Source organism: Aequorivita sp. KMM 9714 (assembly GCF_011065475.1).
GTDB classification, from domain to species: Bacteria; Bacteroidota; Bacteroidia; order Flavobacteriales; family Flavobacteriaceae; genus Aequorivita; species Aequorivita sinensis.
Window position 1 is genome coordinate 187,477 of record NZ_JAAGRO010000003.1, and the last position, 25,212, is coordinate 212,688.

The following is a 25,212-nucleotide window of genomic DNA, read 5'->3' on the forward strand; positions in this document are numbered from 1 at the left end:
TTTTATAATATCTAAGAAAGTGTTTTGCTTAAAATAGATGTTTCAATCTAGTCTTGTAGCAATCCTCTAGAAATAACAATTTTCTGTATTTCTGAAGTACCTTCGTATATCTGTGTAATTTTTGCATCACGCATTAAACGCTCTACGTGGTATTCTTTTACGTAACCGTTTCCACCGTGAACTTGAACTGCCTCAACAGTAACGTCCATTGCAACTTGACTAGCGTAAAGTTTAGCCATTGCACCGCTCATATCGTAGCTATTTCCTTGGTCTTTATCCCAAGCAGCTTTCATCACTAAATGGCGAGCAGCTTCAATGCTGGTGTGCATATCTGCTAATTTAAATGCGATAGCTTGGTGGTTACAAATTTCTGTACCAAAAGCTTTACGTACTTTAGAATACTCACGAGCTAAATCGTAAGCACCAGATGCAATTCCTAAGGCTTGAGCAGCGATACCAATACGTCCACCAGAAAGTGTTTTCATGGCAAATTTAAAACCGAAGCCATCTTCGCCAATTCTATTTTCCTTAGGCACTTTTACATCATTAAAAATTAAAGAGTGTGTGTCACTACCTCTAATTCCTAATTTATCTTCTTTAGGACCAACTTCGAAACCTTCCCAGCCTTTTTCAACTATGAAAGCATTGATTCCTTTGTGTTTTTTCTCTTTATCTGTTTGAGCGATTACTAAATAGAAATCTGCTGACCCACCATTGGTAATCCAGTTTTTTGTTCCGTTTAATACGTAGTGGTCACCTTTATCTATTGCTGTAGTGCGCTGAGATGTAGCATCACTACCTGCTTCTGGTTCGCTTAAACAGAAAGCGCCAAGCTTTTCACCAGTAGCTAGCTTAGTTAAGTACTTTTGTTTTTGCTCTTCAGTTCCGAATTTTTCAAGACCATAACAAACTAATGAGTTATTTACTGAAACAATAACAGAGCAAGAAGCGTCAATTTTGCTCAACTCTTCCATAACAAGAACGTATGAAACAGTATCCATTCCGCCTCCACCGTATTTTGGATCTACCATCATTCCTAGGAAACCGAGTTCGCCCATTTTTTTAACTTGCTCGGCAGGGAATTTTTGTTGGTTATCACGTTCTATTACACCTGGTAAAAGTTCGGTGCGTGCAAAATCACGAGCTGCGTCGCGAATCATTAAATGTTCTTCGGATAGACTGAAATCCATAGGGCTTATTATAAGTGAAAATTGTGTTTTTATAAGAAAGGGCAAAGATACTTATAAAATGTAAATACCAAAAAGACAATTCCCAATTTATAAAGAAACATCAAGCGCTACTTTTCAATAGATTAGGACGAAATTCTGTCGGTTTTTATGTTATCTGAAATTTATTTAGAATTTGGTTCCCTTAATATGAAATTTTTAGTATCATCATTGGTATATTTAAATTTAAAATATTCTTCAAATTTTGACAAAAGAAACTTATCGTATTATTGGTGTAATGAGCGGCACATCCTTGGATGGGATAGATTTGGTGGAATTAGAATTAAAAGTCTCAATAAATAAAGATATTCCTACTTCGCTTCAGAATTTAAATCAATCTCAGGGTGATGTTGAAGGCAACTCTTGGAGTTTTCATATTCGTGCAGCTGAAACAGTACCGTATTCTATAGGTTGGAAAAACGATTTACAAGAAGCAATAAATTATTCTGAAGATAAACTTGAAAATTTAAACCTAAAGTACACCGAAAAGCTTGCTGAAGAGATTACAAAATTTATTGAAAAACACAATATTCAAGATATTGATGCGGTGTGTAGTCACGGGCATACTATCCTGCATCAACGCGATAAAGGGATAACATTACAAATCGGAAACCTGCCGCATATTTCAAAATTACTTGGATTGACAGTGGTTTGCGATTTTCGGGTGGAGGATGTAAAACTTGGCGGACAAGGCGCGCCTTTGGTTCCTATAGGCGATAGGTTGTTGTTTTCAGCTTATGACTATTGTTTGAATCTTGGAGGCTTTGCTAACTGTTCTTTTGAAGAAAACAATAAAAGAATTGCTTTTGATATCTGCCCAGCGAATATCGTATTAAATAAATATGCAGAAAAGCTTGGTAAAGCGTATGACGAAGGAGGGAAAATCGCTGAATCAGGTGAGTTAAATCAGACTTTGCTTCAGCAGTTAAATTCACTGTCATTTTATTCTGAAAAGCCTCCAAAATCTTTAGGACTTGAGTGGGTGAAAGAAAATGTCTTCCCTTTAATAGATTCGTTTAACATTTCAACCGAAGATGTTTTACGAACTTTTACCGAACATATAGCTATTCAACTCGAGGCTCAATTCAACGACAATGCTTCCGTTTTAATAACTGGTGGTGGAGCTTACAATTCATTTTTGATTAAAAGATTAAAGCAGATTTCAACTGTTAATGTTATAATTCCCCCTTCGGAAATTGTGGAATATAAAGAAGCGTTGATATTTGGGCTTTTGGGAGTCTTGAAGTTACGTGGCGAAGTTAATTGTTTAGCTAGTGTTACTGGGGCTTCGAAGGACCATTCTTCAGGAAAAATCTATCTTCTATAATTTTTCTTAAAATTCACTTATAAACTCTTACAAGTTTTATATTTGCTTTTGCCGAAATGGTATAAATGAATAAATAGTCAATGCTCTCCTAAGCAATCGCAAAGGAGAATTTTAATGCTAAATATAATAATGAAAGAACTGCTTAAAAAGTACGAAGAAAAAGATCCTGAAATTGTATTCCATTGGAAAGACCCTGAAACAGAAGCCGAAGGCTGGACAGTAATCAACTCATTGCGAGGTGGAGCTGCTGGTGGTGGAACTAGAATGAGAAAAGGACTTGATATGAATGAAGTACTTTCTCTTGCTAAAACTATGGAAGTAAAATTTTCAGTTTCGGGACCTGCAATTGGAGGTGCCAAATCTGGAATTAATTTTGATCCTGCCGATCCTCGTAAAAAAGGAGTTTTAGAAAGATGGTTTAAAGCTGTTTCCCCATTATTGAAAGGATACTATGGTACTGGTGGTGATATGAATGTTGATCAGAAAACTGAAGTAATACCATTTACAGAACAAAACGGTTTATGGCATCCACAGGAAGGGGTGTTTAATGGTCATTTTGCACCTTCAGAAGCCGAAAAAATTAACCGAATTGGTCAATTGAGAAATGGTGTAAGCAAAACATTGGAGAGTGCAGAATACTGCCCAGATGTATCAAGAGATTATAAAGTAGCCGATATGGTTACTGGTTTTGGCGTTGCTGAAGCTGTTAAGCACTACTACGGAATTTATGGTGGTGATGTAAAAGGAAAACGTGCAATAGTTCAAGGTTTTGGAAATGTAGGTTCTGCTGCAGCGTATTACTTAGCGCAAATGGGTGCTAAAATTGTGGGAATTATCGACCGCGATGGTGGAATCATCAATAAAGACGGTTATTCTCTAGAAGAGGTAAGACAGCTTTTCCTTAATAAAGATGGAAACACCTTGGTTGCAGATAATATGCTTTCTTTTGATGAAATAAATGAAAAAATCTGGAATCTCGATGCCGAAATTTTTGCGCCTTGTGCTGCATCAAGGTTGATTACTAAAGAGCAAGTTTCTCAAATGATTGATAGCGGTCTTGAAGTAATTAGCTGTGGAGCAAACGTTCCTTTTGCTGATAAAGAAATTTTCTTTGGTTCAATTATGGAATACACAGATGAGCGTATCAGTTTAATTCCAGATTTCATTAGTAACTGTGGAATGGCACGTGCATTCGCATATTTTATGGAAGGCAAAGTTGAAATGACTGATGAAGCTATATTTAATGATATTTCAAATACTATTAAAAAAGCAATTCAGAATACATTCGACAAAAATAACTCAAAGACGAATATTAGTAAAACAGCTTTCGAAATTGCTTTAAAAGAGTTACTATAATTTAATAAGTAGAGATAGGAAGAAGTTTTCTGTTTAGAAATTAATTGGTGCAATTGGGCTATATTTTTTTCGCATTAAACTTCTTTTTATTTTGAAAAATTATATTTCGTTACTTATAACAATTTCTATAATCAATTTCCGTTATTCACTAAAACAAAACTTTATTTATGTTAAACTTCTTTATTCAAGAGGGTGCTGATATAGCACAAGATACCGATTCTATCGCTGAAGGCTTACCAGTCGAGGCTCAAGAGAAAACTTTATCAATAATGGATCTGTTATTAAACGGAGGCGTTGCAGGGCAAATAATTATAGGTGTACTGTTTATCCTTCTTTTTGTGGCAGTTTATATTTATTTTGAACGTCTTTTTGCGATTAAAGCGGCTTCTAAAATGGATAACAACTTTATGAATCAGATTAAAGATAATGTTAGCTCTGGTAATATTCAAGCTGCAAAAGTATTATGTGCTCAAAATAATACACCGGTTTCACACCTAACTGAAAAAGGAATTTCTAGAATTGGTAGTCCTTTGGAAGACATAAACACGGCAATTGAAAATGCTGGACGTTTAGAAGTTTACAAATTAGAGAAAAACGTAAGTGTTTTAGCAACTATTGCTGGTGCTGCACCTATGATTGGTTTCTTAGGAACTGTAATTGGTATGGTTTTAGCTTTCCACCAACTTGCAACAAGTAGTGGTCAAGCAGAAATGGGAGCTTTGGCTGAAGGTATTTATACAGCGATGACAACTACAGTAGCAGGATTAATAGTTGGTATTATTGCCTATATGGGTTACAACCATTTAGTAGTGCGTACAGATAAAGTGGTTCACCAAATGGAAGCCACTGCAGTAGATTTTCTAGACATGTTAAACGAACCTGCATAATGAATTTAAGAGGAAGAAATAAAGTTAGTGCCGAATTTAGCATGAGCTCAATGACAGATATAGTATTTCTGTTGTTAGTTTTTTTCTTGCTTACTTCGCCTGCTATTACACCAGATGCTTTAGATTTAATTTTACCTAAGGCAAAAGGAAAAACTTCTAATGTGCAAAAAGCTTCTGTAAGTATTACAAAAGATGGAGCTTATTATGTAGATAAGGAGCGTGTAAGCGAGTATAGTATTGAAAAAGAACTTAAAAAAGTTCTTGCAGGTCAAGATGAACCAACAATTATCTTACGAGCCGAAGAAGGTGTGCCTATTGAAGACGCTGTATTTGTAATGGATATTGCAAATAGAAATAAGTTTAAGGTAGTCCTAGCTGTAAGACCTAATTAAAAGTGAACATTGTCCTATTGGAGTAAGCAGTCTGCATACTATTAAAATAATTTTTACTACAAACCCTAATCTCGGTTACTAAGCGAAATCGAAGCATGAAACTTTTAGATACAGAACATAAACGTAAAAGTATGATCATCACGGTAATCGTGCATGTGATTATTTTAATTCTATTGTTTTATGTGGGTATGAAGTATCTCGACCCACCACTAGAGCAAGGAATTGCAATTAATTTTGGAACAACTGAAACTGGAAGTGGGGAAGTACAGCCTGTAGATAGAATTCAATCTGCACCAAAAAATACTACTCCCGAACCCGTTTCTCAGCCTAAAGCTGAAATACGAGAAGAGGTAGTTACGCAAGACACGGAAGACGCTCCAATTATTAAAAAGGAGAAGCCGAAGAAAGAACAAACCCAGACTCCAGTAAAAGAAGAACCTAAAAAAGAAGTAAAAAAACCAGATCCAAAACCAGACAAGTCAACTACTGATGCACTATCAAGCATCTTAAATGGACCTAAAAGTGATGGAACTGCACAAGGTGGCGAAGGGAACGATGGAAAGCCTGGAGATAAAGGTAGCCCAGACGGTGATCCTAATGCAAGTTCTTATTACGGAACAGGTAAAGGTCTAGATGGGGATGGAAATTATATGTTAGGAGGAAGAAAAGCACTTAACAAAGAAAAATTTGTACAGGACTGTAACGAGGCTGGAACGGTAGTAGTTAGCATAGAGGTAGATAGAAGTGGAAAAGTAATAAACGCTACTCCTGGAGTACGTGGAACAACCAACAACTCTCGCTGTCTTATAGAGCCTGCTAGACGTGCTGCACTAGCTACAAAGTTTAATGCAGACGATAAAGCACCTGCAAAACAAGTAGGGAAAATCATTTACAGATTTAGTCTGTCTGAATAGATCATTTAGATTCAAAAAAAACTTCATTTATAGTTATCTTTAAGCCTTTATTAGTGCAATAAAAATGCATTTATAAAGGCTTAATTTTTTTATTCATTTTTAAATCTCTGTCTTATCAATTATTCTGAAACCATAGCATGGCTTTTTAACCAACTGCCAATGTATCAAAGAGTAGGGCAGTCTGCGTATAAAGCAGATTTGTCTGCTACAATTACCCTTGCCAATTATTTAAACAATCCAGAAAAGAGCTTTAAAAGCGTACATGTGGCTGGAACGAATGGAAAAGGCAGTACGAGTCATATGATTGCTTCCGTATTTCAGGAGGCTGGTTATAAAACGGGATTATATACTTCGCCTCACTTAAAGGATTTTAGGGAGCGAATTAAGATTAACGGTAATATGATACCTGAAGAATATGTTTCAGGATTTATAGAAAAGCATAAACCTTTTTTCGAAAGCAATCAACTGTCTTTCTTTGAAATGACGGTAGGTTTGGCTTTTGACTATTTTAGAGAGGAGGAGGTCGATATAGCCATTATTGAAGTGGGAATGGGAGGTAGGCTAGATAGTACAAATATTATTTCTCCAGAGGTTTCTGTGATAACAAATATTGGTTTAGACCACACAAAGTTCTTAGGTGATACTCTAGAAAAAGTCGCTTTTGAAAAGGCAGGAATTATAAAAGAAAATATTCCAGTAGTAATTGGTGAGGCCGTTTCAGAAACTGAAAATGTTTTTAGAAGAATTGCTATAGAGAAAAATTCTGCAATTGAATTTGCCGAAGCAATAGATTCGTCTAACTATTCTTCAGACTTAAAGGGAATTTATCAGCAGAAAAACATTAAAACTGTTTTAGCTGCTTTGAAGGTTCTACAAAACAAAGGTTGGGAGATTTCAGAAGAAAATATTCAAAACGGACTTTTAAATACTGTCAAAAATACTGGCCTAATGGGGCGCTGGCAAATTTTGAATAAAAGCCCAAAAGTAATTTGTGATACAGGTCACAACAAGGAAGGTTTAAAATTAGTTCTTAAACAATTGCAAAACGAAGATTATCAGAATCTTCATATAGTTTTGGGAGTGGTTAACGATAAAGATTTGGCATCTGTGCTTCCACTATTTCCTGTAAATGCTACTTATTATTTCTGCAAACCAAATATTCCACGTGGTTTAGATGCCTCATTACTTTTATCACAAGCAAGAGGTTTTGGACTAAAAGGAGATGACTACTTTTCTGTTAATAGCGCTTATGAAGCAGCGGTAATTGCAGCTTCAAAAGACGATTTGATTTTTATAGGAGGAAGTACTTTTGTAGTTGCGGAAGTAGTATAAAAAAACCCTTTCATCTTAAAGAGAAAGGGTTTTGCAACTATAATTATAATCACTAATTATTTATTTTTATTCCATTTAGCGTATTGCTCCTCGGTTAAGGTTTTCTTCATAATATCATCTAATGAAGAATCAAATTTTTTCTTATTTGCGATTACATTTGCGTCTGTTGCATCTTTACCTTCAATATGCTTTTGGTAATTTATTTCTTTAGCAACAAGAGCTCTGAAAATCGTTCTACTTTGCTCCCCGTTTAGGTTTAAAGTTTCAGTTAATTCAGCAGTTTCTGCTTTTGCAATTACTTCAGGTCTGTTTTTGTCAACAGATAAAGACTGTGCTGATATGTTTTGAATACCAAAAAGCATAGTAGCTGCAAACGCAATTATTGTAAATAAATTTTTCATCTTTTTTATTTTTAATTTTAAAGTTACTAAAATAGTATATTCTATTTATAATAGAACAATTATTACGCCAAAATTAACTAATACTTTTTATTTTTCTTTACTTATAGTGTTTCATGCTAAATAAGCCAACTTATAAAAACTTGGAAATGCAGTGAAATCTCTAAGTTTCTATAAGCTTTAAAAGTGATTTTCTTTAGGGCCTATTCTCGTTGCTTAATGAGCTCAATTATTTACAGATAAGTGTGATAGTGATAGGTACAATATTCTTTATTCCCTTTTCATATATAAATATAAATTACGCTTATCTTTAAGGAAAGCAAGTATTAACTAATAAGAGATTGTTATTATGCCTTATATAAGTAATTCTTCTTATGAAACGGACTTCATTTTCCAAAATGGGCATATATCTACTATTTATTCTGGAATCATTAGAAAATTAGAATCGCCAGAATATCAGCGAAAACGATTATTATTGGCAGATGGTGACTTTCTACTTTTAGATTATGTGATGCAAACTTCTAAAAAAGCAATTATACTGTGTCACGGGTTAGAAGGCGATTCAAAGAAAAACTACAATAACGCCTGTGCTAACTTTTTTATAGAAAAAGGATACTCAGTCTATGCTTGGAATAATCGCAGTTGTGGAGGAGAAATGAATTTACTTCCCAACTTATACCATCATGGGTCTATAGGAGATTTGGAAGCAGTAATAAATTACGTTTTAGCTCAGAATATTGAAGAAGTTTTTCTAGTGGGCTTTTCATTAGGAGGCGATCAGATACTGAATTATCTCGGTAGAAAGGAAGTTTCTGAGAAAATAAAAGCTGCCGTGGCTATTTCTGCACCTTTTCAATTAAAATCTAGCGCTGAGAAAATTCAGGGAGGAATAAGTAAAATTTATTTAGGTCGATTTATTCGAAAGATAAGAGGAAAAATTCAGCAGAAATCAATTCAATTTCCAGGTTTGATTTCAAAAGAAGTGTCTAAAAACATTAAAAGTTTTGAAGATATAATCGATAGGTTTATCGTTCCTGTACACGGTGGATATGCAGATCTTGCCGACTATTATAAAAAAGCCTCTCCTGCATATTCTATCGATGGCATAAATATACCGGTGTTAGTGATAAACGCTTGGGACGATCCTATCTTAGGCAAGGAAGATCATCCTATTGCGATAGCTGAGCAGCATAAATATCTATATCTAGAAACTCCTCATCACGGAGGGCATTGTGCTTTCCCTTTAAAAATTTCCAAACATCCCTATTCTGTAGTTCGCGCCTTTGAGTTCTTTAAGAACAATACATAATACGATCGGTACGATTCGATTTAGATAGAAATTTCTGCTCTTAATTTGGGTGAATGAATTTTTGAGATTACCAACCTCCGCTAGCGCCACCACCGCCAAAGCCACCGCCACCGAAGCCGCCGCCAAAGCCGCCTCCGCCACCGAAACTTCCGCCGCCTCCAAAGCTACCACCGCCACCGCCAAAACCTCCGCGGCCAAGACTACTTAGTACGATAATATCTAATAGGGTTCCACGTCCGCCACCTCGACCCCCACGACCACCTTTGTTCATAAGGGCGATGATAATGATGATAAATAGGAAGATTAGAAAAAACGGAATGGGTGCAGCATCCTTTTTGCCAAAATCACGGCCTTCTTTAAACTCACCTTTTAAAGCTGCAAAAATTGCATCACTACCTTGATCAAGACCAGCGTAGTAATCACCAGCTTTAAAATTTGGGATGATAATTCGATTAATGATTCGCTCAGCCATTAAATCGGTTACACGATATTCTATTCCATAACCGGTGTTAATATCTACTCTTCGATCGTCTTTGGCTAGCGTTATTAAAATTCCATTGTCCTCACCCTTTTGACCGATACCCCATTTTTGTCCCCATTCGGCACCAAGCATAGAAATATCCTCACCATTTGTAGAACCAATAATAATACAAACAATTTGGGTAGAAGTTGAGTCGGCATAACGAATTAATTTATCTTCTAACGCCGATTTTTGGGATGGCGTTAGAAGATTTATATAATCGTAAACCGAGGTTTCAACTGCAGGCTTAGGCGGAATTTCGTATTGCGCCAATACATTTCCAGAGATAAGCCAAGCAATGAAAAATATGAGAATTGTGGAATATTTCTGAATTCTAATCATTAATATTTTTTTTACAAACTATCCTACAGAGATGTCGTCTGGAAGTTCGTTTTTATCATCTTTTTTATAAGGGAAATGTTTTTTCAGCTGTTGTCCAGCTTTTAAAATTCCATCTACTAAACCTTGTTTCATATCACCATTTTTAAAGTGATTAATGATTACGTCTTTAGTGCCTTCCCAAAAGTTTTGACTAACAACGTCATTGATACCTTTGTCGCCAATAATAACTAATGTGCGGTCTTCTACAGCTACGTAAATTAACACTCCATTACTTTCTTTAGTGTTGTGCATGTTAAGCATTTCAAACACTTCAGTAGCTCTATCAAAAGCATCAATGTGTTCATGGGGTTCTTCAGAAGAAATTGATTTTGCTTCAAGGTGAACCCTGATTTCACCTGATGTATTTTTTTCTGCTATGCGAATAGCTTCAACAATTGCAGATTCTTCTTCTGAAGTAAGAAAGTCTTCTACTCTAGACATATATTGTTTAGTTTAAATTATCTGAAAAATTTTCAGCAAATAGTGATTAATAGCAATCTATATTGCTGAACCAAGCTGAAGTACTTTCAGAAAAAAGATTTTTATTTGTCCGATCCGAAGTCAAAATTTACCTCAGGAGCGCTTTCGGTTCCATCGTCTGCTTTAAAGTAGGCTTTTTCATTGAAACCTAAGATGCCAGCAAAGAATTTTGTTGGGAATTGTTTTACCTCTGTATTGAAAACTCTAGCTTCTTCGTTAAATCTATTACGCTCTACGTTAATTCTGTTTTCTGTACGTTCCAATTCGTTGATTAACTCCTTAAAGTTTTCGTTAGCCTTTAAGTCTGGATAGCGTTCAAAAACGGCTAATAAACGTGAAAGTGCAGATGTAAGTCCTTGTTGAGCTTGTTGGAATTGTGCTAATTGCTCAGGTGTAACGTTTGAGGGGTCGATGTTTATAGAAGTTGCCTTACTTCTTGCTTCTGTTACTTTAATTAAAGTTTCCTGTTCAAATTCAGCATATCCTTTAGCCGTGTTTACAATGTTAGGAATAAGGTCTGCTCTTCGTTGGTATGAGCTCTCTACGTTAGACCATTGTGCAGTAGCTTTTTCGTCTAATACTACTAGTTTGTTATTTACTTTCGCTAAGTATAATCCAATCAATAGGATTCCACCAAGGATTATAATTATTGGTAACCATTTTTTCATAATGAGGTTGATTTTTAGAGTTGTTCTTTAATTTTAATTAGTTCTGCTTTTACCGATTCCAATTTGCGAATAATTTCAAATTGATCTAGTGTTTTCTTTTTATTTTCTTTTAAATGAATTTTTGCACCCTCCAAGGTAAATCCACGCTCTTTAACCAAATGATAGATAAGCTCTAGATTCTTGATGTCTTCTTGTGTGAACTTTCTGTTTCCTTTAGCGTTTTTTTTCGGTTTTAAAACGTCAAATTCCTTTTCCCAAAACCGTATTAATGATGTGTTCACATCAAAAGCTTTGGCAACTTCGCCAATGCCGTAATACATTTTTTCTGGGAGGTCTATGTGCATTATTTAATTTAAGAGTTAATAATGTTTTTAAGTTATATAATGGGTTAGATTAATCGAGAGATTGGTTTTCTTCTTGTGATTTTCTCAAGATGTCGGCAAATTCTTCCGCCGTTAAACTTCCATAATAGAAATTTATTGGGTTAATGCGTTCGCCATCTTTAAACACTTCATAATGGCAGTGTGGCGCCTGACTTCTACCAGTACTTCCTACAAATCCTATGATATCACCACGCTGCACTTTTTGCCCAACTTTCACATTGTATTTGTATAAGTGCGCATAAAGGCTTTCATATCCGTAGCCGTGGTCTATTACTATGTGATTTCCGTACCCGCTTGCTGTGTTATCGGCGCGTGCTATTCTTCCATTTCCTGTTGCGTAAATTGGAGTTCCCCTTGGTGCGGTGAAATCCATTCCATAATGAAATTTACGTGCTTTTGTAAATGGGTCTGTTCTATAGCCATATCCAGAAGCCATTCTAGTCAAATCTTTGTTTTTAACCGGCTGAATTGCTGGAATTGCCTCTAATAACTTTTCTTTTTCTTCTGCTAGTTTTACGATTTCATCTAACGATCTAGATTGAATAACAATTTGCTTTGTTAATATATCAAGATTTCTCGACGAATTTGTAATTAGCTTAGAATTATCAAAACCTTCTAAATCTTTATATCGGTTTATCCCTCCAAAACCTGCTTTACGCTGTTCCTCTGGGATAGGGTTTGCTTCAAAATATATACGGTACAAATTGTTGTCTCTTTCTTCAATTTCAGATAAAACAGCTTGTGCTTGCTCCATTTTTCTGTTTAAAAGCTCGAACTGTAATTGCATATTATGAAGCTCGCGCTGTAAGGACAACTCTTTAGGAGTTTGAACCGAGGGAAGGTTTAGGTAAATGATGAGAAGTATAAAACCACTCAAGAACATCCCTAGAATACTTAAAGCGAAGATTTTTATTTTTCTCCCTTTTTTCTTCTCTATTTTTTTATACGAAAGTGTTTCGCTATCGTAATAATATTTAACCTTAGACATGCGTTAAAAAATTGCTATTTTTGCGCGTTGATTGTCAGCGCGAAGTAAAGGTAACGTTTTTACAAATATAGAAATTGTTTGCTAGTGCGCCTAACCAATAATTTTAGCATAATTTTATAATAAATTGAAACATCTTATCTGAAATCTTAAGATAATTAGAAAGTTTAGGCCAAAGATGAGACAAGACCTTCAGAATTAAATAAAAACAAAACATGAAGTCAAAGGAAATACGTTCCAAATTTTTAGAGTTTTTCAAGTCGAAAGAACACCTTGTAGTTCCATCGGCACCAATGGTTGTGAAAAACGATCCAACGTTAATGTTCATTAATAGTGGGATGGCCCCGTTTAAAGAATATTTTTTAGGCAATGGTAAGCCAAAGAGTAACCGTATTTCCGATACACAAAAATGTCTTCGCGTAAGTGGAAAACACAACGATCTTGAAGAGGTGGGGATGGATACTTACCACCATACTATGTTCGAGATGTTAGGGAACTGGAGTTTTGGAGATTACTTTAAAAAAGAAGCAATCGAATGGGCCTGGGAACTTTTAACCGAAGTTTATAAAATAGATAAAGACATTCTTTACGTAACGATTTTTGAAGGTGATGAAAGCGAAGGCTTAGAGCGCGATACTGAAGCTTATAATCTTTGGAAACAATTTGTTCCCGAAGATCGAATTCTAAACGGAAACAAAAAAGATAACTTCTGGGAAATGGGAGATCAAGGACCTTGCGGACCTTGTAGTGAGATTCACGTAGATATTCGATCTGCCGAAGAAAAGGCAAAAATTTCAGGAAAAGACTTAGTAAACCAAGACCATCCACAAGTTGTTGAGGTTTGGAATTTGGTTTTTATGCAATTCAATAGAAAAGCAAACGGAAGTCTTGAAAAATTAGCTGCTCAACACGTTGATACTGGAATGGGCTTCGAGCGTTTATGTACGGTTTTACAAAATAAAACTAGTAATTACGACACAGATGTATTTACTCCGCTAATTCGTGAAATTGAAGCTATAACTGAAACTAAGTACGGAAAAGACGAGAAAAAAGATATCGCAATTCGCGTAATTGCAGACCACGTTCGCGCAGTTGCATTTTCTATTGCAGATGGTCAGTTGCCAAGTAATACTGGAGCTGGTTATGTAATACGAAGAATTTTAAGAAGAGCAATCCGTTATGGTTTTACCTTCCTAGACAAAAAAGAACCGTTTATTTATAAGTTGGTGGCTACACTAACAAACCAAATGGGAGAAGCTTTCCCAGAACTTGTTTCTGAAAAGAACTTAATGACAAATGTTATCCGCGAGGAAGAACAATCGTTTTTAAGAACATTAGACCAAGGACTAGTTTTACTTGAAAATATAATTGAATCGGCAGATTCTAAGGAGATTTCTGGTAAAAAGGCTTTCGAACTTTATGATACTTTCGGATTCCCGATAGATTTAACCGCTCTGATTTTACGTGAAAGAGGATATTCTTTAAATGAAGAAGAATTTAATGCTGAGCTACAACAACAAAAAGATCGTTCTCGTGCTGCAACTAAAGTTGAAACTGGCGATTGGATTGTCTTAGAAGAAGATGAAGTTGAAGAGTTTGTAGGGTACGATACTTTAAAAACTCGAGTTAGAATTACGAAATATCGCAAAGTAGAAAGCAAGAAAGATGGTGAAATGTATCAACTTGTTTTCAACCTAACACCATTTTATCCTGAAGGTGGAGGTCAAGTGGGTGATAAAGGATATTTAGAAGCTGCAGATGGTGGTGTAACTTATATTGTTGATACGAAAAAGGAGAACAATTTAATTATACATTTCTCAAAAACACTTCCGCGTAACATAGAAGATCCATTTATGGCTGTTGTGGATGAGAAACAACGCTTTAGAACTGCTTCAAATCACACGGCAACACACTTACTTCACCAAGGCTTAAGAAATATATTAGGCGACCATATCGCTCAAAAAGGTAGTATGGTTCACAGCCGAAACTTGCGATTTGACTTTTCACATTTTGCAAAAGTGACAGATGAAGAGTTAAAGCAAGTAGAAGACTTTGTGAATGCTAGAATTCGCGAAGGAATTGCTTTAGAAGAAAGAAGAAATATTCCTTACCAACAAGCTATAGACGAAGGTGCAATTGCACTTTTTGGAGAGAAATACGGCGATGCTGTTCGCGCAATTAAGTTTGGAAAATCGATGGAGCTTTGTGGAGGTACTCACGTTAGCAACACCAACGATATTTGGCATTTTATTATTACTTCAGAAGGGGCTGTTGCATCTGGAATTAGAAGGATAGAAGCTATTACTGGCGATGCTGCAAAACAATATTTTATTGATAGAAGTGAATCGTTTGCATCACTTCAAAAAGCGCTGAACAACGCTAAAGATCCGGTGAAGGCGGTAGAGAACTTACAAGAAGAAAACAGCAATCTGCAAAAACAGATTCAGCAGTTGTTAAAGGACAAGGCTAAGAATTTAAAAGGCGATTTAAAATCCGAAATAAAAGAAGTAAACGGCATCAACTTCCTTGCGAAAAAGATAGATTTGGATGCAGGGGGAATGAAAGATTTGGCTTTTGAAATGGGCGGAGAATCTGAAAATTTGTTTTTAGTATTCGGTGCAGAAAATGACGGTAAAGCCTTGCTGGCATGTTATATTTCAAAGGAACTAGCTGCAGAAAAAGATTTGAATGCTGGTAAGATTGTTCGCGAACTAGGAAAATTCATCCAAGGAGGCGGGGGTGGTCAAGCATTCTTTGCTACCGCAGGAGGTAAAAATCCAGCCGGAATTGATGAGGCTTTAGAAAAAGCTAAAGATTTTCTGAAGTAATATAATCACTTTGTGTGCTCTGCGTCTCTGCGGTAAATTTTATACTGCAAAGACGCAATGTATGCGGAGAAGTTTTTAAAATATCATGAAACTTCAAACCGAAATACCCTTAACGCCTGAAGAAAATCAGATAGATTATTCTTCAAAAATTCTTCTGTTAGGAAGCTGTTTTTCGGAAAACATTGGAGCGAAGTTCGACTATTTTAAATTTCAAAATATTCAAAATCCATTTGGAATAATATTCAATGTCGTTTCACTTGAGAAATTGGTGATGCGTGCCATTGAAAACAATCTTTTTTCAGAAGAAGATATTTTTCACCACAATGGAATTTGGAAATGTTTTGAAACACATTCAGAATTGAATTCACTAAGTAAAGATGAGTATTTAAAGAGTCTAAATGCAGCGCTTCAGAACTTAAGAAGTGCGGTTTTAAATTCAACTCATATTATTATTACTTTAGGTACGTCTTGGGTTTATAAGTATGTGGGAGATTCGTCCTCTAATATTAACCCAGATTCAGATGCGGTTGCTACACACCAAATTGTAGCTAACTGTCATAAACTTCCACAGAAAAACTTTAAAAAAGAACTTCTTTCAGTTGAAGAGACTACAGGAAGTATTCAAAATATACTAAATAAGATCTCGGAAGTAAATCCTAAAGCCATTGCGTTGTTTACTGTATCTCCGGTAAGGCATATTAAAGATGGTTTTGTTGAAAATACGATTAGTAAAGCACATTTAATTTCGGCAATTCACCAATCCTTGTCATCTCGAATGGAGTCGAGAAGCTTCTACTTTCCATCTTTTGAAATTATGATGGACGAACTCCGTGACTACAGGTTTTACGCTGAAGATATGCTTCATCCTAATAAAACCGCCATTGAAATTATTTGGCAGAAGTTTTCAAAAGTTTGGATTTCTTCAGAAACACAATCCTTGCAAAAGGAAATAGCAGCGATACAAAGTGGACTACTTCACAAACCTTTCAACGCTGAAAGTGAGGAGCATCTTCAATTTTTGGAAAAGCTAAATAATAAAGTTGCAACCCTTCAAAAAAGGCTTCCACATATTCAATTCTAATTAGGATTGACTTGTTTAATTTCGATTTTAACACTTGCTATTCTTAGATAGACTGTAGTGTTTCTGCGGTTTCGCTTCAAAACTTTTCTTAATCTGAAATAAATTGTAGTTTTAGCATTTACATTTAAAATTTGACACTGAACACAAACCCCTCATTATGAAAAAACTATTGACCCTTGCCTTTTTGATGTCGGCAACCTTTACAATTTCTGCACAAGAAAAAGATCCTGTAATTGATAACATTTTAAAGGAGGCTTACGAAAATTCACAACTAGAAACTCTTGGTCACGAATTAATGGACGACATTGGTCCGCGATTGGTGGGAACCCCACAAATGCAAAAAGCACACGATTGGGCGGTTGCAAAATATAAATCTTGGGGTATTTCTGCTGAGAATCAACAGTATGGTGAATGGAAAGCTTGGGAGCGAGGTATTACTCATATAGATATGGTTCACCCTAGAGTACAATCTTTAAACGGAACTCAACTAGCTTGGAATCCTGGAACATCAAAAAAAGGTGTTACTGCTGAATGTATTATTCTTCCAGAAGTAAAAGATTCTATATCATTTCAAAAATGGCTTCCTAATGTAAAAGGTAAGTTTGTGATGATTGCTATGAAACAGACCACAGGAAGACCTGATTATAACTGGGAAGAATGGGCAACTCCAGAGTCTTTTGAAAAAATGAAAAATGAAAGAGAAGCTCAAACTAAGGCTTGGAATGAAAATATTAGTAGAACAGGTTACAACCGAAGAAGTATTATTTCTGCATTAGAAGATGCAGGTGCAGCTGGAATTATTGATAGCTATTGGTCTAAAGGTTTTGGTGCTAATAAAATTTTTGGAGCGCGTACTAAGAAAATACCAACTGTAGATATTCAATTGGAGGATTACACTATGTTATATAGAATGGTTGAGCATGGTGATAAACCTAGAATAAATATAATAGCACAATCTAAAGACTTAGGTGTAGCTCCTGCTTTCAACACTATTGCTGAAATTAAAGGAACTGAAAAACCAGACGAATATGTAATTCTTTCTGCTCATTTTGATTCATGGGACGGAGGAACAGGTGCTACAGACAACGGTACAGGAACTCTTGTGATGATGGAAGCAATGCGTATTTTGAAAAAAGTGTACCCAAATCCTAAACGTACAATTCTAGCTGGGCATTGGGGAAGTGAAGAGCAAGGACTAAACGGATCTTCTGCCTTTGTTGCCGACAATCCAGAAATCGTAAAAAATATGCAAGCAGCTTTTAACCAAGATAATGGTACAGGAAGAGCTGTTAAAATTAACGGGGCAGGATTCTTACACTCTTACGATTATATTTCTCGTTGGTTAGCTGCAGTGCCAGATACTATTAGCAAACATATTGAAACAACTTTTCCAGGATGGCCGTCAAGTGGAGGTTCAGACAATGCTAGTTTTGTAGCTGCGGGTGCACCTGCTTTTAATTTGAGCTCTTTAAGCTGGAGTTATTGGAACTATACTTGGCACACCAACTTAGATACCTATGATAAAATTGTTTTTGACGATGTGCAACACAATGCTATTCTAGCTGCAATCATGGCTTATAAAGCTTCGGAAGATCCAGAGTTTACCTCTAGAGAGCAAATAAATCTTCCAATTAATAAAAGAACTGGCGAGCAACAAAAGTGGCCTACGCCAAGAACTCCAGAGAGAAAAGGAGGAATGTAAACATTAAATGCACCAAATAAAAAATCCCAAATTCCAAAAGATGAACCTTTAGAATTTGGGATTTATAATTTTTGTCAGTTCAAGCGCAGTCGAGAACTACGAATTGTGTATGATTCCGACCTGACGGGTGTTAGATCCGTTTGTCCTGACATTGTAATTTAAATTCCAAAAGCTTCCTTCACTTCATCAACATACTCCAAATTCTCCCAAGTGAAAAGCTCAACTTCTTTTTCTACTTTCCCATTGTATGGGCTTTCGAAAGTTTTAGTGATTTTCTGTGGAGTTCTTCCCATATGTCCATAAGCAGCCGTTTCAGAATAAATAGGTTCTCTAAGTTTTAATCTTTTTTCAATTGCAGCTGGACGCATGTCGAAAATCTTTGCAACTTTTTCAGCAATCTCACCATCAGTAAGATCTACGTTTTTAGAGTTGTAAGTGTTTACTAAAATTGAAGTAGGTTCTACTACACCAATAGCATAACTTACCTGTACCAAAATCTCATCAGCTACACCTGCAGCAACAAGGTTTTTAGCAATATGTCTAGCCGCATAGGCTGCACTTCTATCAACTTTACTCGGGTCTTTTCCGCTGAAAGCACCACCACCGTGAGCACCTTTTCCACCGTAGGTATCAACGATTATTTTTCTTCCTGTTAAGCCTGTATCTCCGTGTGGTCCACCAATAACAAATTTTCCAGTTGGATTAATATGATAAGTAATATCATCATTAAATAATTTTTGAACGTGCTCAGGGAATTGCTTTTTAACGCGAGGAATAAGAATTTTCTTTACGTCATTTTCAATTTTTTTGAGCATAACCTTGTCGTCCTCATCAAAGTCGTCGTGCTGTGTAGAAACAACAATTGTAACAATTTTTTGAGGAATATTGTCATCGCTATATTCAATTGTAACCTGGCTTTTTGAATCGGGACGCAAATATTTTATTTCGTCCTCTTCTCTCCTAAGCGCTGCCAATTCATACATTATTTTGTGTGAGATATCTAATGCCAATGGCATATAATTTTCTGTTTCTTTAGTAGCATAGCCAAACATCATTCCTTGGTCTCCTGCACCTTGTTCCTCTTTATTTTCGCGATCTACACCTTGGTTAATATCTTGGGATTGTTCGTGAATTAAAGAAATAACCCCACAAGAATCTCCACTGAATTTATAAGCGCCTTTTGTGTAACCAATCTTATTAATTACATCACGAGCAATAGTTTGTACATCTAGGTAAGTATTGCTTTTTACTTCACCAGCAAGAACAACCTGTCCGGTGGTAACTAAGGTTTCACAAGCAACTTTACTTTCGGGGTCGAAAGCTAAAAAATTATCTAAAAGCGCATCACTAATTTGATCTGCAACTTTGTCTGGATGTCCTTCAGAAACACTTTCTGATGTAAATAAATAAGCCATAATCTATATTTGAATTTTTAAAAAAATATTAAAAACGACCTGGAATAAAATATTTTAAGACTTGCCTGATGGCGTACGACTAATAATTATGTGAATAGCCTAAAGTCCTATATTTTATAGTCTTAAGTCATTTTTATTTAAAAAGAAGATTTGACGGGTCGCGACCTTGGGAAGTTCTCACTGCCTTTAGCATTTTTTAGGGAGGTTGCAATCAGTCAAATCTTTCCTCTTAAATTATCTGCTGCAAAAGTATAGAATTAAAATGAACTGAAGATTTGTTTTAAAAATTTTTGACAAAAAATTAGGTTATTAATTTTTTCCGCCCCTATATTTGCACACACAAAGTTCAAACTTTTATTGAAATGTTATCAAGAAAGGCCGAGGGAATAGACCCTATGACGCCTTAGCAACCCTTTCTCCGGAATGAAGGTGCTACATTCTACAACGATCCCGAATTATTAGGATTGAAGATAGATAACGACAAGTCAGTTTCTTTTCTGAAGCTGCTTTTCATTTATTCTTTTTAACATTTTTCTATTGTCCCGAATTTATTTCGGGATTGGTTTAATCTATTTATTAACTCAAAAAATTAGAAAAATGAGTGCAAAACACAATTTCGCAACAAACTTGTTGCACGCAGGACATGATGTAATTGCAAACGGTGGAACTAGAGCAGTCCCAATTTACCAAACTACCAGCTACGTTTTTAGAGATACAGACCATGCGGCAAATCTTTTTAATCTCTCTGAGACAGGATATATTTATTCTCGTCTAAACAACCCAACTTGCGATGTCTTGGAAAAACGATTAGCAGCTTTGGAAGGCGGTATTGGTGCAGTTACAACAGCTTCTGGTGCAGCTGCTGTTTCTACAGCATTGTTGACGCTGCTTCGTGCTGGCGATCATATAGTGGCTTCCAGTAGTTTGTATGGTGGAACCTTTAATTTGCTGAATGTAACCTTACCGCGGTTAGGAATTACAACAACTTTTGTAGATGCATCAAATCCTGAGAATTTTGGAAATGCCGTTAAGGAAAATACGAGAGTAATATTTATCGAATCTGTAGGAAATCCAAAGTTGGATGTATTAGATATCGAAGTTATTGCTGCTGAAGCTAGAGAGCATAAAATCCCGCTGATTGTTGATAATACCGTTGCTTCCCCAGCCTTATTGCGACCGATTGAATACGGAGCAAACATTGTAATCCATTCACTTACGAAATACATAAACGGAAACGGGACAACTCTTGGAGGGGTTATAATCGACGCTGGTAACTTTGATTGGACCAATGGTAAATTTCCAGAATTTACTGAGCCATCTGCAGGATACCACGGATTGATTTACGCTGATGTTTTAAAAGAAGCTGCTTTTATTGCTAAAGTTAGACTAGAAGGTCTTCGCGATTTTGGTGCAGCGTTGAGTCCGTTTAGTGCTTTTCAAATTTTACAAGGGTTAGAAACCTTAGAAATCAGAATAAAAAAGCACAGTGAAAATGCACTGAATTTTGCTAAATGGTTACAAAATAGAAAGGAAGTAGCTTGGGTAAATTACCCAGGTTTGGAAGATAACAAGTATTATAATTTAGCTCAAAAGTATCTTCCAGTAGGGCAAAGCGGACTTGTAACTTTTGGTGTAAAAGGCGGATATGAAAGTGCTAAAAAAGTAGTTGATAGCGTAAAAGTTTTTTCACTTTTAGCAAATATTGGCGATACAAAATCTTTAATTATACATCCTGCAAGTACCACTCACCAACAATTAAATGAAGTAGATCAAGCCTCATCTGGCGTGTCTCAAGATTTAATTAGACTTTCCGTGGGATTGGAAAATATAGAAGATCTAAAAGCTGATTTAGAACAAGCGTTTCAGGAAGTTTTTAAAGAGCAATTGGTTTAAATAATCTTCTTATAGCTAAGATAATGTCTCAACTCACACAGCTAAAAATAAAAGAATACACTACACAAAGTGGTTTGTGCTTAAAAAACCTTCCCTTAACCTATCAGGTTTTTGGGAAGGAATTAGGCTCAGCTCCAATTGTTTTGGTAACTCACGCGCTAACTGGAAACAGCAATGTATGTGGTGAAAACGGTTGGTGGAAAGCTTTAATTGGTCCTGAAAAATGTATAAATACTAATAAATACACCATTCTTTCATTCAATATTCCAGGGAATGGATACGATGGTTTTCTCATTAAAAATTATGAAGACATCACAACCTACGATGTTGCTAATTGGTTTATAAACGGATTAGAACAACTTAAAATTTCATCAGTATTTGCTGGAATCGGGGGTTCATTAGGAGGAAGTATTTTATGGCAAATGGCAGTTTTAAAACCTGCATTATTTCAGAAGTTAATTCCTATTGCTACCGATTGGAAAGCTACCGATTGGGTAATTGCACAATGCAGAGTGCAAAAGCAACTATTAAATAATTCAGAAAATCCTGTTCACGATGCACGCATTCACGCGATGACATTTTACAGAACACCACAGTCTCTTAAACAAAAATTTAATAGAAGTTTAAATGAAATTGCTCCACTTTATAATGTAGAAAGTTGGTTGCTTCATCACGGTAATACGTTGCAAAACCGCTTTCATTTACAAGCCTATAAGTTGATGAATCATTTATTGATGACTGCCGGTTTAGAATCTGAAGATGAGTTTTTACAATTAGCTTCAACAATTGAAGGAGATATTCATTTGGTCGGAATAGATAGCGACGGATTTTATTTAAATGAAGAAATAAAACAGACGTATTCTTTATTAAAAACTAAAAAAAGTAAAGTGCATTTTTCTGAAATAAATTCTATTCACGGACACGATGCATTTTTAATAGAATACGAACAATTGGCGGAAATTCTGAACCCCATTTTTAATTCAGAAGACTTGCTGTAAAACAGGCAAGAAATTAATAAAACAATAAAATATGAGCACTCAAGTATTAGATAATGAGGTGTCGAACCTTATAGATTTAAATAATATAAAAAAGAAGAAAATAAATATTGCCATTTTCGGTCATGGGAATGTTGGTCGCCATTTAATAGACCAAATTATATCCTCTAAGGAAGAAATATCTAGAAGGCGCGATTTAGATTTGAATATTTTCGCAGTTGCAAATTCAAAAACGGTTTTGATTAAACAAAAGGGTTTAAAGGAAAACTGGTTGGATGAAAAACAGGAATTTGGACAAAAATTTAGCGTAGAGGATGTTATTTCCTTTGCTAAAAATAACAATCTTCAAAATCTGATTTTAGTGGATAACACGGCTGATGCTGAATTTGTACATAATTATGAAACCTTTGTTGAAAATGGTTTTCAATTGGTATCTTCAAATAAGATTGCCAATACTTTAAACTTGAAATTTTACCAAGACCTTCGAAAAAAGTTAGCTGCTAAAAAGCGTCATTATTTATATGAAACAAATGTTGGAGCTGGACTTCCATTGATAGATACCATCAAACTATTGCATCTTTCAGGAGAAAATATCACTCGTATTCGAGGTGTGTTTTCTGGTTCCCTAAGTTATATATTCAACACATTTTCAGAGTCTGATAGAACTTTTAGTTCAGTATTAAGATCGGCAATTGATAAAGGATATACAGAGCCAGACCCGAGGGAAGACCTTTGTGGTAACGACGTTGGAAGGAAATTGCTTATCTTGGCGCGTGAATTGGATTTGCACAATGAATTGAAAGATATTACAATTCAAAATTTAATTCCTAAGGACTTACGAAACGTTTCAAAAGAAGAGTTTTTGGAGCGACTGAGAGAGTTGGATGTTCCTTTTCAAATTAAAAAGAAAAATCAGCCAAAGGACTTTGTTTTTCGATATGTAGCAGATTTGCACGGCGATTTGTCTAAGGAAACGGGAGCTCTTTTAAATGTAAGTTTAGTAAGTGTTTCTAAAAATAGCATGTTAGGCGCTTTAAAAGGAAGTGATTCAATTTTTGAAATATATACAGAGAGTTACGGTGATAATCCAATTGTAATTCAAGGCGCCGGAGCTGGTGCAGCTGTTACTGCTCGTGGTGTTTTTGGAGATATTTTGAGAATAAGTGATAAAGATTAAAAAAAATATTTAAGACGGCTGCGTTGTAAGAAGTTAGACCTAAAACTAAAAATACGAAAATAGTACTAGGCGTTATTTCTTGCCGTTTTAAGCATTAGTAATAAAAGAAAACTTATAAATATGAAAGTAAATTTAGAGCGTAAAAACGATAAGTTTTTATTTGAAGCAAAAGGAAATTCTGGAGTTCCGGTTTATATAGATAACAAATCAGATGAAGCTTCCAAAGGAGCTAGTCCTATGGAACTTTTGTTAATGGGTGTTGGGGGATGTAGTGCCATTGATGTTATTTCAATATTAAAAAAACAAAGGCAAGAAATTACTTCTTATAAAATGGAAGTAGAAGGTCAACGCGAAGAAGTTCGTGAGGCAAAACCATTTAAAGCTATTCACGTAACACTTTATTTGGAAGGTGATATTGATGAAGCTAAAGCGGTTCGCGCAGCAAAATTAAGCTTCGAGAAATATTGTTCAGTTTCAATAACTATGGAAGCTTCTGTAAAAGTGACATATAGCATTGAGTTAAATGGAAAGAATTTAAATATTCTAGAGGCTTAAGCTAATCTTGTATTAGCTTATATCTAATTTCGATTTAAATGATTCCATCCCAGCGTGAAGTAGAAGAGGCTTATGAACGTGTGAAGCCATACGTTCACAATACACCTGTGCTAAAATCTTCTTTTTTAAATGAACTTTCAGGTGCTGAAATATATTTCAAATGTGAAAATTTTCAGCGAATGGGAGCATTTAAAATGCGTGGTGCCGTAAACGCTATACTTCAACTTTCTGAAGCTCAGAAAAGGGCAGGAGTTGTAACGCATTCTTCAGGGAATTTTGCACAAGCTTTGTCCTTAGCTGCGAAAAACTTAGGGGTTAAAGCATATATTGTAATGCCTAAAAACGCACCCCAAGTAAAAAAGGAGGCCGTTAAAGGTTATGGCGGAATCATCACAGAATCTGAATCAACACCAATTGCAAGAGAGCAGGAAGCGGAGAGGATTCAAAATGAAACTGCGGCAACTTTTATCCACCCTTCAAACGATAAAAATGTAATCCTCGGTAATGCGATATCAGCTTTAGAATTGTTAAAAACGCATCAGAATTTAGATTATCTGTTTGCGCCAGTTGGGGGTGGAGGATTAATTGCAGGTACTTCTGTTGCAGTAAAATATTTCGGAAAGAATTGTAACACAATTGGTGGAGAACCTTTTGAAGTAGATGATGCTTTCCGAAGTCTTCAAACAGGAAAAATAGAGTTTAACGAAACCACAAACACCATTGCCGACGGACTTAAAACATCTCTTGGGGATGTTAATTTTCCTATTATTAAAAATTTAGTTTCAGAAATAATCAGAGTTGAAGAAACCGAAATAATTTCAGCAATGAAACTCATTTGGGAGCGTTTAAAAATTGTTGTAGAACCTTCTAGTGCTGTGGCTTTAGCTGCTCTGCTTCGCGAGAGAGAAAGATTTCAGAAAAAGAAAATTGGAATTATCATTTCAGGAGGAAATGTGGATTTAAAAAACTTGCCATTCTAAATTTTATTTCAAATTAAAATTCTGTAAA

At 35.6% G+C, this 25,212-nt stretch carries 23 protein-coding genes and 1 riboswitch; of the genes, 15 read left to right on the top strand and 8 right to left on the bottom strand.

What is annotated here, in order from left to right; all coding sequences use genetic code 11:
- Nucleotides 1-47 precede the first annotated feature (47 nt).
- On the bottom strand, nt 48-1,190 hold the full coding sequence (locus G3A46_RS09630) for an acyl-CoA dehydrogenase (protein WP_165149289.1): 1,143 nt from the start codon (nt 1,188-1,190) through the stop codon (nt 48-50).
- Nucleotides 1,191-1,431: 241 nt separating this feature from the next.
- On the opposite strand from G3A46_RS09630, the gene G3A46_RS09635 reads away from it, so the two are divergent.
- The 6 genes from G3A46_RS09635 to G3A46_RS09660 all read left to right on the top strand — a co-directional run bounded on the left by G3A46_RS09635 (nt 1,432) and on the right by G3A46_RS09660 (nt 7,434).
- Nucleotides 1,432-2,553 (top strand): anhydro-N-acetylmuramic acid kinase, encoded by a 1,122-nt coding sequence (locus tag G3A46_RS09635; RefSeq protein ID WP_165149291.1) that lies wholly within the window; start codon nt 1,432-1,434, stop codon nt 2,551-2,553.
- A 129-nt stretch (nt 2,554-2,682) separates the two neighbouring features.
- Nucleotides 2,683-3,909, top strand: coding sequence for a Glu/Leu/Phe/Val dehydrogenase (locus G3A46_RS09640; RefSeq protein WP_165149293.1), 1,227 nt, complete (start codon nt 2,683-2,685; stop codon nt 3,907-3,909).
- A 167-nt stretch (nt 3,910-4,076) separates the two neighbouring features.
- Nucleotides 4,077-4,796 (top strand): MotA/TolQ/ExbB proton channel family protein, encoded by a 720-nt coding sequence (locus G3A46_RS09645; RefSeq protein ID WP_165149295.1) that lies wholly within the window; start codon nt 4,077-4,079, stop codon nt 4,794-4,796.
- A complete protein-coding gene (locus tag G3A46_RS09650; RefSeq protein WP_165149297.1) occupies nt 4,796-5,188 on the top strand; it encodes a biopolymer transporter ExbD in 393 nt (130 codons plus the stop codon). The genes G3A46_RS09645 and G3A46_RS09650 overlap by 1 nt, the downstream gene beginning before the upstream one ends.
- A gap of 95 nt (nt 5,189-5,283) precedes the next feature.
- A complete protein-coding gene (locus G3A46_RS09655) occupies nt 5,284-6,102 on the top strand; it encodes an energy transducer TonB (protein WP_165149299.1) in 819 nt (272 codons plus the stop codon).
- A gap of 114 nt (nt 6,103-6,216) precedes the next feature.
- Nucleotides 6,217-7,434 carry a folylpolyglutamate synthase/dihydrofolate synthase family protein gene (locus G3A46_RS09660; protein ID WP_165149507.1) on the top strand — a complete coding sequence of 406 codons (1,218 nt, stop codon included), beginning with the start codon at nt 6,217-6,219 and terminating at the stop codon, nt 7,432-7,434.
- Nucleotides 7,435-7,490: 56 nt separating this feature from the next.
- Here G3A46_RS09660 and G3A46_RS09665 read toward each other — a convergent pair whose 3' ends face one another.
- Nucleotides 7,491-7,835, bottom strand: a complete 345-nt coding sequence (locus G3A46_RS09665) for a hypothetical protein (RefSeq protein ID WP_139855943.1) — start codon at nt 7,833-7,835, stop codon at nt 7,491-7,493.
- A 346-nt stretch (nt 7,836-8,181) separates the two neighbouring features.
- On the opposite strand from G3A46_RS09665, the gene G3A46_RS09670 reads away from it, so the two are divergent.
- On the top strand, nt 8,182-9,141 hold the full coding sequence (locus G3A46_RS09670; protein WP_165149301.1) for an alpha/beta fold hydrolase: 960 nt from the start codon (nt 8,182-8,184) through the stop codon (nt 9,139-9,141).
- 67 nt (nt 9,142-9,208) lie between these two features.
- On the opposite strand, the gene G3A46_RS09675 is transcribed toward G3A46_RS09670, so the two are convergent.
- From G3A46_RS09675 to G3A46_RS09695, 5 genes are all read right to left on the bottom strand, one after another.
- Nucleotides 9,209-10,003 carry a TPM domain-containing protein gene (locus tag G3A46_RS09675; RefSeq protein ID WP_165149303.1) on the bottom strand — a complete coding sequence of 265 codons (795 nt, stop codon included), beginning with the start codon at nt 10,001-10,003 and terminating at the stop codon, nt 9,209-9,211.
- 18 nt (nt 10,004-10,021) lie between these two features.
- The gene (locus G3A46_RS09680) at nt 10,022-10,483 is read right to left on the bottom strand and encodes a TPM domain-containing protein (protein ID WP_165149305.1); all 462 of its coding nucleotides are present in this window, start codon (nt 10,481-10,483) and stop codon (nt 10,022-10,024) included.
- Between the two features lie 101 nt (nt 10,484-10,584).
- Nucleotides 10,585-11,190, bottom strand: a complete 606-nt coding sequence (locus G3A46_RS09685) for a LemA family protein (protein ID WP_165149307.1) — start codon at nt 11,188-11,190, stop codon at nt 10,585-10,587.
- Between the two features lie 14 nt (nt 11,191-11,204).
- Nucleotides 11,205-11,534, bottom strand: coding sequence for a MerR family transcriptional regulator (locus tag G3A46_RS09690; protein WP_139855948.1), 330 nt, complete (start codon nt 11,532-11,534; stop codon nt 11,205-11,207).
- Nucleotides 11,535-11,583: 49 nt separating this feature from the next.
- Nucleotides 11,584-12,561 carry a M23 family metallopeptidase gene (locus G3A46_RS09695; RefSeq protein WP_165149309.1) on the bottom strand — a complete coding sequence of 326 codons (978 nt, stop codon included), beginning with the start codon at nt 12,559-12,561 and terminating at the stop codon, nt 11,584-11,586.
- A gap of 212 nt (nt 12,562-12,773) precedes the next feature.
- Between G3A46_RS09695 and alaS the strand changes: the two genes are divergently transcribed.
- From alaS to G3A46_RS09710, 3 genes are all read left to right on the top strand, one after another.
- Nucleotides 12,774-15,386, top strand: a complete 2,613-nt coding sequence (gene alaS / locus G3A46_RS09700) for an alanine--tRNA ligase (protein ID WP_165149311.1) — start codon at nt 12,774-12,776, stop codon at nt 15,384-15,386.
- 85 nt (nt 15,387-15,471) lie between these two features.
- Nucleotides 15,472-16,467 carry a GSCFA domain-containing protein gene (locus G3A46_RS09705; RefSeq protein ID WP_165149313.1) on the top strand — a complete coding sequence of 332 codons (996 nt, stop codon included), beginning with the start codon at nt 15,472-15,474 and terminating at the stop codon, nt 16,465-16,467.
- 157 nt (nt 16,468-16,624) lie between these two features.
- Nucleotides 16,625-18,169, top strand: coding sequence for a M20/M25/M40 family metallo-hydrolase (locus G3A46_RS09710; protein WP_165149315.1), 1,545 nt, complete (start codon nt 16,625-16,627; stop codon nt 18,167-18,169).
- A 158-nt stretch (nt 18,170-18,327) separates the two neighbouring features.
- On the opposite strand, the gene metK is transcribed toward G3A46_RS09710, so the two are convergent.
- The gene (gene metK / locus G3A46_RS09715) at nt 18,328-19,584 is read right to left on the bottom strand and encodes a methionine adenosyltransferase (RefSeq protein WP_165149317.1); all 1,257 of its coding nucleotides are present in this window, start codon (nt 19,582-19,584) and stop codon (nt 18,328-18,330) included.
- Between the two features lie 362 nt (nt 19,585-19,946).
- Nucleotides 19,947-20,065: riboswitch (SAM riboswitch) on the top strand.
- A gap of 116 nt (nt 20,066-20,181) precedes the next feature.
- Here metK and G3A46_RS09720 point away from each other — a divergent pair.
- From G3A46_RS09720 to G3A46_RS09740, 5 genes are all read left to right on the top strand, one after another.
- Nucleotides 20,182-21,477 carry an O-acetylhomoserine aminocarboxypropyltransferase/cysteine synthase family protein gene (locus tag G3A46_RS09720; RefSeq protein ID WP_165149319.1) on the top strand — a complete coding sequence of 432 codons (1,296 nt, stop codon included), beginning with the start codon at nt 20,182-20,184 and terminating at the stop codon, nt 21,475-21,477.
- A gap of 23 nt (nt 21,478-21,500) precedes the next feature.
- Nucleotides 21,501-22,475, top strand: a complete 975-nt coding sequence (locus G3A46_RS09725; RefSeq protein WP_165149321.1) for an alpha/beta fold hydrolase — start codon at nt 21,501-21,503, stop codon at nt 22,473-22,475.
- 31 nt (nt 22,476-22,506) lie between these two features.
- Nucleotides 22,507-23,649, top strand: coding sequence for an aspartate kinase (locus G3A46_RS09730; protein ID WP_165149323.1), 1,143 nt, complete (start codon nt 22,507-22,509; stop codon nt 23,647-23,649).
- A gap of 120 nt (nt 23,650-23,769) precedes the next feature.
- Nucleotides 23,770-24,204 (top strand): OsmC family protein, encoded by a 435-nt coding sequence (locus G3A46_RS09735; protein WP_165149325.1) that lies wholly within the window; start codon nt 23,770-23,772, stop codon nt 24,202-24,204.
- A 38-nt stretch (nt 24,205-24,242) separates the two neighbouring features.
- Nucleotides 24,243-25,184, top strand: coding sequence for a pyridoxal-phosphate dependent enzyme (locus G3A46_RS09740; RefSeq protein WP_165149327.1), 942 nt, complete (start codon nt 24,243-24,245; stop codon nt 25,182-25,184).
- Nucleotides 25,185-25,212: the final 28 nt, after the last annotated feature.